The organism is Protofrankia sp. Cas8, assembly GCF_963555845.1.
Classification (GTDB): domain Bacteria; phylum Actinomycetota; class Actinomycetes; order Frankiales; family Frankiaceae; genus Protofrankia.
Genome location: NZ_CAUVXI010000081.1, coordinates 1 through 7626, shown reverse-complemented (window position 1 = coordinate 7626; position 7626 = coordinate 1). Strand labels below are relative to the sequence as shown.

Genomic DNA, 7626 nt, shown 5'->3' with positions numbered 1-7626 from the left:
GCCGCAGGTGACGTCGCCGCCGCGCACGGTCACCTGGAGCGGGCATTCGGACTGGTCGAGGGGTTGTGGTCCGGCCACCGGCGCCATCTGCTCGGGACCGTGTCCCACTCGGTGATTCTGGGATACCTCGCCCGCGACGCCGACTGGTCCGGCCTGGGAGCGCGGCTGGGGGACTGGCTGCGAGGCCCGCTGGCCGCCAAGGCGCCCTTCGCGAACGTGTTCGTCGCGTTGGCGGCGCTCTGCCATGCATTCGCCGGTGAGGGTGACGCGGCCCGGGCGCGGCTGCGCGACGTCGCCGGCCTGCTCGTCCAGCTGTCCCCGCATGATCATGCCGTCGCGGGGACGCTCTGGTTCGGCGTTGCCACGGCCTGGGAACTGGGCGACCCTGAAGCGGCCGGCTGGCTGGTCCCCGCGCTGGACCGGCACCGGACCAGCGGTGGTCCGCCCGGCCCGATGGGATCCACCGAACATGGCGCTGGCCGCGTCGCCGCGCTGCTGGGCGACCGGATCGGCGCGGCCGAGCAGTTTGCGGTGGCACGGCATGCCACGACCGCCGGTGGCGGCCACGCCGTCCGCGCACTCGTCGACGTCGACGACGCGATCGTCCGGGCCGACCCGATGGCTCTCGACACGGCTCTACGCGCGCTGGACCGGCGCGCCATGCCCGGCTGGGCCGCATGGGCACGCTCGGCGGACCACCAGGCAAGGGTGGGCGCCGGCCGGCGTACCGGCCGGGGCGACGACACCTCGACGCGGCCCCGCCCCGCCGGGCTGACTCCGCGCGAGGTCGAGGTACTCGGACTGCTCGCGGCCGGACGGACGAGCAAGGAGATCGCGGCCGATCTCGTCCTGTCGCTGCTCACGGTCAACCGCCACGTCGCGAACATCTACACGAAGATCGGCGCCCGAAACCGGGCCGAGGCCACCGCGTTCGCCATCGCACACGGCCTGAGCGCCAAACCGACCAACCGGACTACATAGTTCTCGGTAGCAGCCGGCCGCAGCGGTTCGAACCGAAGATGACGACAATTGTCGACGCTTGATAAGCGCACGCCTTCCTAAGGTCATCCCGACGGTGTTTCGAAAGACGAAACGGTGTTTCGAAAGACGAAAGGGAGACCGATGGCAACCATGGAGATCAACGGAGCCGGTATCGCCTACGACGACAGCGGGGCTGGTGCGCCGCCGATTCTGTTCGTCCACGGCTGGGGCGGGAACCGGACCAACTTCGCGCCGCAGGTAGCGCACTTCGCCACCAGCCACCGAGTGGTAGCGCTCGACCGGCGCGGCCACGGTGAGTCCGACAAACCCGAACAGGACTACACCGTCGAAGGCGCGGCCGACGACCTGGCCGCCGTATGTCGCGAACTGGGACTCGACCGCGCGATCGTCGTCCAGCACAGCTTCGACCGGATCGCCTTCGATTTCGCCAGCCGCTACCCCGAGTTCGTCCGAGGGTTGTGCGTTCTTGACGGTCCGACTCTCGCCGGCCCGGGATTCGACGAGGCCGCCCGCCAGTTCCTCACCGGCCTTGAGTCCGAGCACTGGCTGGCGGCGATCCGCGGCTTCGCCGACGAGTTGGTGTTCGCGCCGGGTACCTCCGACGATGTGCGGGAGCAGACGATCGCCGAGGTCACCGCCACCCCCCGGCACGTGCTGGTCTCGACCTGGCGGCACTTCATCGCCTACCCGTCCGAGGACGCCCTGGCCAAGATCACCTGCCCACTGCTGTACATAGCCGGCAGCTTCCCCGCCGACACCGAGCGGCTGCGTGAACTGTGCCCGCAGCTGGAGACGGCCGAGGTCCGCGGCTGCGGGCACTTGATCATGCTTGCCAACCCCGAGGCGGTGAACCGCATCCTGGCCGGCTTCGTGGCGCACACCGACCCGCGACCATAGGAACAACCGGCCACCGGCGGCGGACGCGTCTGGTACCTGGTCAACCCGGACGGGACGTCGGCGGATGGCCGCGCAGTTCGCGCTCGAGCGTCTCGACCCGGTCGAGCAGGTCCAGCACGAGGCCGACGGCCGCGTAGTTCAGCGAAAGGCCGGCCCGCAGCCGTTGGATGCGACCGAGCGTGACCAGCGCGTCCGTGGTGAACCACAGCTGCCCACGGGCGTCACGCGTCGCGTCCAGCAGACTCAGCGCGACGAACCGGCGGACCAGGTCCGGGTGCAGGCCGGCTCGCCGCGCGAGCGCGTCCACGGTCAGTCGCTGGGAGCGCCGGGCGAGCGGGTAGCCCACCCGAACGGTTTCGGGCGCTGCCGGCCGGCGCTCCGGCCGCGGGTGGGCGTTCATGGTCACGTCCTCGGGGTGAAGGTCGACTCCGCGGCGAGTTGCTCGAACAGCTGGCGTTCAGCAGGGGTGAGGGTCGGGGGGACCATCACCCGGACCTCGGCGTACAGGTCGCCGGTGCCCCCGTTGGGGTTGGGCATCCCCTCGCCCCGCAGGCGCAGCCGGCGCCCGCAGGACGAACCCGCAACGACCCGGACCTTCGCCTCGCCACGTGGGGTCGTGACCGCGACGCTCGCACCGAGCGCGGCCTCCCACGGCGTCACCGGCAACTCGACGTGGATGTCCCGGCCGGAGAGCCGGTAGCGGGGATGCGGCGCGATCCGCACCGCCAGGTACAGGTCGCCGGCCCGGCCGCCAGCCCTGCCCTGCCCACCCTGCCCGGCGAGCCGGATTCGCTGTCCGTCGACCACGCCGGGGGGAATCGTGACCTGGTAGCTGCGCGGTCCGGTCGGCCCGGCAAGGGTGACGCGCCGCCGGCCACCCTGGAACGCCTCCTCCACGGTCAGTTCCAGTTCAGCCTCCTGATCGGCTCCGGGGATGGGGCCGGCCGCGCCGTGGGCGCCGAACAGGTCACCGACGAAATCCTCGAAGTCGATCCCGATCCCGATCCCGAACCCGAACCCGTCGCCGTCGCCACCGACGCCCCCGCTGAAGCCCCCACCGCCATCGAAGCCCTGCCCGGCGGCTGCCTCACCACCCCGTCGGGTCCGCCCGCGGCCGGCGCCGGCTCGCGCGCCTCGGCCCTGTGGACCTCGGCCGAAGCCCGCCGCGGCTGCCCGCTCGTCAAAGTCCGCCGGGATCTGGCGGAAGTCCGGCCCGAAGCGGTCGTAGCGCGCCCGGGTACCCGGGTCGGACAACACGCTGTAGGCCTCGTTGACCACCTTGAACCGCTCCTCGGCGGCCGGATCGGCGTTCACGTCCGGATGGTAGGTGCGCGCGAGCTTGCGATAGGCCTGTTGGAGTTCCTCGGCGCCTGCACCGCGTGGCACGCCGAGCACCTCGTAGTAGTCGCGTGCCATGGCTGTCAGTCCTGCTGCCGTCCACTGACGGCGACGGCCTCCTGCCGTCCACTGACGGCGACGGCCTCCGGCCGCAGCTGCCGCTCGGCATCGCCGTAGCCGGGACGCACCACCTCCAGGACCGTTCCCGGCGGCGCGCCGGTGTTCTCGACGACGGCCACCACCTCGTGCCGGGCCGGGTCGAAGGGCACCCCCACCTCGTCGCGGCGTGGGTAACCGAGCCGGTCCAGTACCTCCACGGCCTGATCGCGCACGGCCCGCACCCCCGCCACGATCACGTTCGGGTCGGCGTCGGCGTGGGCCAGCGCGCGTTCGAGGTTGTCGAGCACCGGCAGCCAGGCGGCCGTCGCGGTGCTGCGTTCGGCCGCCTGCTCCCGACGCAGCTCGCCTGCATACCGCTTGCGCATGTTGTCCAGATCGGCCAGTGCCCGGAGCAGATGGTCCTCCCGGTCGTCCAACGCCGACCGGTTGTCGTCCAGCGCAGACCGGTCATCGTCTCGCGCCGGATGGTCACCCGGACTGTCGCAGGCGTGCGCAGGCGGGTCGGTGGAGGTCATGAGCGCTCAGGCTCGCTTCGGTCGAAGTCCGCGTCGATGACGTCCTCGCCGCCTGCCGGACCACCAGCCGAGCCGCCGGTGGCGCCCGCCTGCCCGTCGGGTCGGGTCCCGGCGGCCATCAGGCCGTGATAGACCTGCTGAAGTTCGGATGTAAGCGGCCGGACCCGGTCGGGCGGTGCGTCCTGCCTGACAGCTTCACGCGCCTGGCCGACCAGCATCTCCGCCCGTGCCCGCTCGTGTTCGGCGGCGGTGTCCCCGAGCTCTCCCAGCCGGCGTTCGACCTGGTAGGCGACGGCGTCGAGCTCGTTGCGGGCGTCCACCGCCTGGCGCAGCGCCTGGTCCTGCGCGCGGTTGCGATCGGCCTCAGCCATCATCCGATCGATCTCGCCGCGGTCCAGATTGGAGCTCTCGGTGATGGTGATGCCCTGCTGGCCACCGGTGTCCTTGTCGCGGGCGGTGACGTTGAGGATGCCGTTGGCGTCGACATCCAAGGTGACCTCGACCTGCGGTTCGCCCCGTGGCGCCGGCCGGATGTTGTGCAGTTGGAAACGGCCGAGCACCCGGTTGTCGGCCGCGCGTTCCCGTTCGCCCTGGAGCACGACGACGTCGACCGCGGACTGGTTGTCCTCCGCGGTCGAGAACACCTCCGCGCGCCGCGCCGGGATCGTCGTGTTCCGATCGACGATCTTCGTCAGGACGCCGCCACGGGTCTCGACCCCCAACGACAGCGGTGTCACGTCGAGCAGCAGCACATCGGTGACCTCGCCCTTGAGTACCCCGGCCTGGATCGCGGCGCCCAGGGCCACGACCTCGTCCGGGTTGACGCTCATGTTCGGTTCCTTGCCGCCGGTCAACCTGCGCACCAGGGACTGCACGGCCGGCATCCGGGTCGCGCCGCCGACCAGGATGACCTCGTCGAGGTCGTCACCGGTCACCTTCGCGTCATCCATGGCCTGGCGGACCGGCCCGAGACACCGACCGAGGAGGTCCGCGGTGATCTGCTCGAAGGTCGACCGCATGATCGTGGCGGTCAGGTGCCGCGGGCCGGCGGCGTCCGCGGTGACGAACGGAAGGTTGACCTGCGTCTGGGTCACCGAGCTGAGCTCCACCTTCGCCTTCTCCGCGGCCTCGAACAGCCGTTGCAGCGCCTGCGGGTCGTCGCGCAGGTCGATGCCCTGCTCGCGTCGGAAGTCGTCCGCAAGGTGGTCGACCAGCCTGCGGTCGAAGTCGTCGCCGCCCAGATGGGTGTCCCCGGCGGTCGAACGCACCTCGACCACACCGTCTCCGACATCGAGGATGCTCACGTCGAAGGTGCCGCCACCGAGGTCGAACACCATCACGGTCTCGTGCTGACGTTTGTCCAGCCCGTAGGCCAGCGCCGCCGCGGTCGGCTCGTTGATGATTCTCAGCACGCCGAGTCCGGCGATCTTTCCCGCGTCCCGGGTCGCGGTGCGTTGGGCGTCGTTGAAGTAGGCCGGGACGGTGATGACCGCCTCGGTGACCTTCTCGCCCAGGAACTTCCCGGCGTCGTCAGCGAGCTTGCGCAGTATCATCGCGCTGATCTCTTCGGGGGCGGACAGCTTCCCCCGGACCGTGAAACGGGCGAGTCCGTCGGGGCCGGGCACGACGTCCAACGCGACCGCCGTCGCCTCGCTTGCCACCTCGTCGTGGCGGCGGCCGATGAAACGTTTGGCCGAGTAGATCGTGCCCTTGGGATTCAGGATCGCCTGCCGTCGCGCCAGCTGGCCGACCAGGCGTTCACCGGGTTCGGTGAACGCGACCACGGACGGGGTCGTGCGCGCACCCTCGGCGTTCGCAATGACCGTGGGTTCACCGCCCTCCCAGGCGGCGATCACTGAGTTGGTCGTTCCGAGGTCGATTCCGACAGCTTTGGCCATGGGTAGTTCCTCCGACGACCGCCGTGGCGGCGTCCGTCCACGTCTCGTCACCGTCAACGTCTCGTCACCAGGACCACCGTCCGTGGGGAGCCGGACGGCGGCGCCCTTTGTGTCGTGTTGGCGGGGCACACGCGCAACCGCGCCAACCGGCTGTTCCGCCTCGTCACCTCCTTGCCCAGGTGCCTGCACGGTGTCCGGAGGTGCCTGGTGACTCCAGGCCTACCCGGCGCGTCCGGCATGCACCCGTCCCACCCGAAAATCCGCTCTGGCATTCCAGCTGCCAGGATGCTGCCAGGACGTTGATCACCCGGTCGGGTCGCGGTCTGGTCTGGCCACGTCGTCGAGGACGGGTCTACGACCCCAGGTGCTGACCAGCAGCGGCCCGAAGCAGACGGTGGTGCCGTCGTGCCAGAGCTGGTGGAAGGCGTCAATGTCCGCCTGAGTCACCAGCCCGTCGGCGAGCATGCCTGGGCCGAGCTGATCGACGAGGAGTTCCCACGTCCGGAGGCCATGCTCCGGGTCCGACTGGACCTGGATCGAGACAGCCTGGGTGCCGATGTCGACGAGGCCCGCGGCCTGGAACGCGCGGGGCAGTTTCCGACCGTAGTACGGGTCGTAGGAACGGTTGCTGAAGAACGTTTCGCAGGCCCTGACGACCCGCTGATGTACCTCGGCGGGTGGGTCGATGACGGACGCGGTGGACCAGTCGAGATCCTCTACCAGCACCCATCCACCCGGTCGGACGGCCGTGGTCATCGCCCGCAACACGTCGTCCCGGGTGCGGACGCTTTCAAGCAGCAGGCGGGCGTGGACGAGATCGAAGTGGTCCGCGGGGAGTGGGTCCACGGTGACGTCGGAGCGGCGGACCGAGATGTTGCCGCCGTCGAGCGGGTCGAGGAAGCGGGTGTCGGCGTCGATGGCGAGTACCTCGCCGGTTGGACCGACACGGTCGGCGTACAGTTCCACAATGCTGCCGGTCCCGGCACCGAGGTCCAGGCAGCGCCAGCCCGTTGTCAGCCCGAGTCTCTTACTCAGTTCCAGGGTACCGGCGTCGTAGAGCTCTGTGATGCTACCGAGCCGTTCCCGCTCGGCATGCCATGCGTTGTCGAGAACATAGCTGGTCCGCAGGGGCTCGGTGCCGGTTATTGCAGGTGTTCGCCCATTCATGGCCGTGGTGACCTCTCTGTTGGCGGACCAGGTTTTCCGGGGTCGCCGGGCGTGCGAGGAGAATCATGATCGCACGCCTTTTGGCTGGCTAGTTGATCTTGCGTTCCCGGTGCTGCCAGAACTGGTCGCGTAGTATGCGACGAAGAACTTTTCCGCTCGGGTTTCGTGGTAGCTGGTCGATGAGGGCGTAACTGGTGGGGATCTTGAAATCCGCGATGGTTCCCTTGAGGAAGAGCATGAGCTCGCGTGGACTCACGTGTTGGCCTGGCTGTGGCACGACAAACGCGTGGACGGCTTCGCCCCAGCGGTCGTCGGGTATCCCGACGACCGCCGCCTCAAATACGCCGGTGTGACCGGCCAGAGCGTTTTCTATCTCCGCCGGGTAAATATTCTCGCCAGCGACGATGATGGTGTCATTTATCCGGTCGCAGATGAACAGAAAGCCGTCCTCGTCCAGGTATCCGGCGTCCCCGGTGTGAATCCAGCCGTCGACGAGCGTATCCGCTGTGGCATCTGGTAGGCCCCAGTACTCGAGCATGCGTGCAGGCGTTCGGATGCAGATCTCACCGACGGTGTGGACCGACAGAGGTCTTCTTCTGTCGTCGACAATCTTAAGGTCGATGCCTGGACACGGGCGGCCCGCGGCCTTCATACGCGGGCCACCGACGACATGTTCGTCCGGTGGCAGG

At 69.4% G+C, this 7626-nt stretch carries 8 protein-coding genes; 2 read left to right on the top strand and 6 right to left on the bottom strand.

Translation table 11 applies throughout. The annotated features are described in order from the left end of the window. Together U9977_RS13555 and U9977_RS13550 are read left to right on the top strand one after the other, a co-directional pair. Positions 1-981: helix-turn-helix transcriptional regulator (locus U9977_RS13555; protein WP_322749607.1), on the top strand; the 981-nt coding region annotated here is incomplete at its 5' end. Positions 982-1122: 141 nt separating this feature from the next. After that, complete coding sequence (locus tag U9977_RS13550; RefSeq protein ID WP_322749606.1) at positions 1123-1899, top strand: alpha/beta hydrolase; 777 nt, start codon at positions 1123-1125, stop codon at positions 1897-1899. Between the two features lie 40 nt (positions 1900-1939). On the opposite strand, the gene U9977_RS13545 is transcribed toward U9977_RS13550, so the two are convergent. The 6 genes from U9977_RS13545 to U9977_RS13520 form a co-directional block, all read right to left on the bottom strand. Beyond that, positions 1940-2299, bottom strand: a complete 360-nt coding sequence (locus U9977_RS13545; protein WP_322749605.1) for a chaperone modulator CbpM — start codon at positions 2297-2299, stop codon at positions 1940-1942. 2 nt (positions 2300-2301) lie between these two features. Beyond that, positions 2302-3315: a J domain-containing protein gene (locus tag U9977_RS13540; RefSeq protein WP_322749604.1), complete on the bottom strand. Its 1014-nt coding sequence runs from the start codon at positions 3313-3315 to the stop codon at positions 2302-2304. 5 nt (positions 3316-3320) lie between these two features. Then, the gene (locus tag U9977_RS13535) at positions 3321-3872 is read right to left on the bottom strand and encodes a nucleotide exchange factor GrpE (RefSeq protein WP_322749603.1); all 552 of its coding nucleotides are present in this window, start codon (positions 3870-3872) and stop codon (positions 3321-3323) included. Continuing rightward, complete coding sequence (dnaK, locus tag U9977_RS13530; RefSeq protein WP_322749602.1) at positions 3869-5770, bottom strand: molecular chaperone DnaK; 1902 nt, start codon at positions 5768-5770, stop codon at positions 3869-3871. Before dnaK ends, U9977_RS13535 begins: the two co-directional genes overlap by 4 nt. A gap of 303 nt (positions 5771-6073) precedes the next feature. Next, positions 6074-6937: a methyltransferase domain-containing protein gene (locus U9977_RS13525; RefSeq protein ID WP_322749601.1), complete on the bottom strand. Its 864-nt coding sequence runs from the start codon at positions 6935-6937 to the stop codon at positions 6074-6076. 88 nt (positions 6938-7025) lie between these two features. Further along, positions 7026-7626: AMP-binding enzyme (locus U9977_RS13520; protein WP_322749600.1), on the bottom strand; the 601-nt coding region annotated here is incomplete at its 5' end.

Excerpts from the sequence above, each read along its gene's own strand:
- U9977_RS13550 (WP_322749606.1), top strand. The coding sequence starts at position 1,123 with ATGGCAACCATGGAGATCAACGGAGCCGGTATCGCCTACGACGACAGC.
- U9977_RS13545 (WP_322749605.1), bottom strand. The coding sequence starts at position 2,299 with ATGAACGCCCACCCGCGGCCGGAGCGCCGGCCGGCAGCGCCCGAAACC.
- U9977_RS13540 (WP_322749604.1), bottom strand. The coding sequence starts at position 3,315 with ATGGCACGCGACTACTACGAGGTGCTCGGCGTGCCACGCGGTGCAGGC.
- U9977_RS13535 (WP_322749603.1), bottom strand. The coding sequence starts at position 3,872 with ATGACCTCCACCGACCCGCCTGCGCACGCCTGCGACAGTCCGGGTGAC.
- dnaK (WP_322749602.1), bottom strand. The coding sequence starts at position 5,770 with ATGGCCAAAGCTGTCGGAATCGACCTCGGAACGACCAACTCAGTGATC.
- U9977_RS13525 (WP_322749601.1), bottom strand. The coding sequence starts at position 6,937 with ATGAATGGGCGAACACCTGCAATAACCGGCACCGAGCCCCTGCGGACC.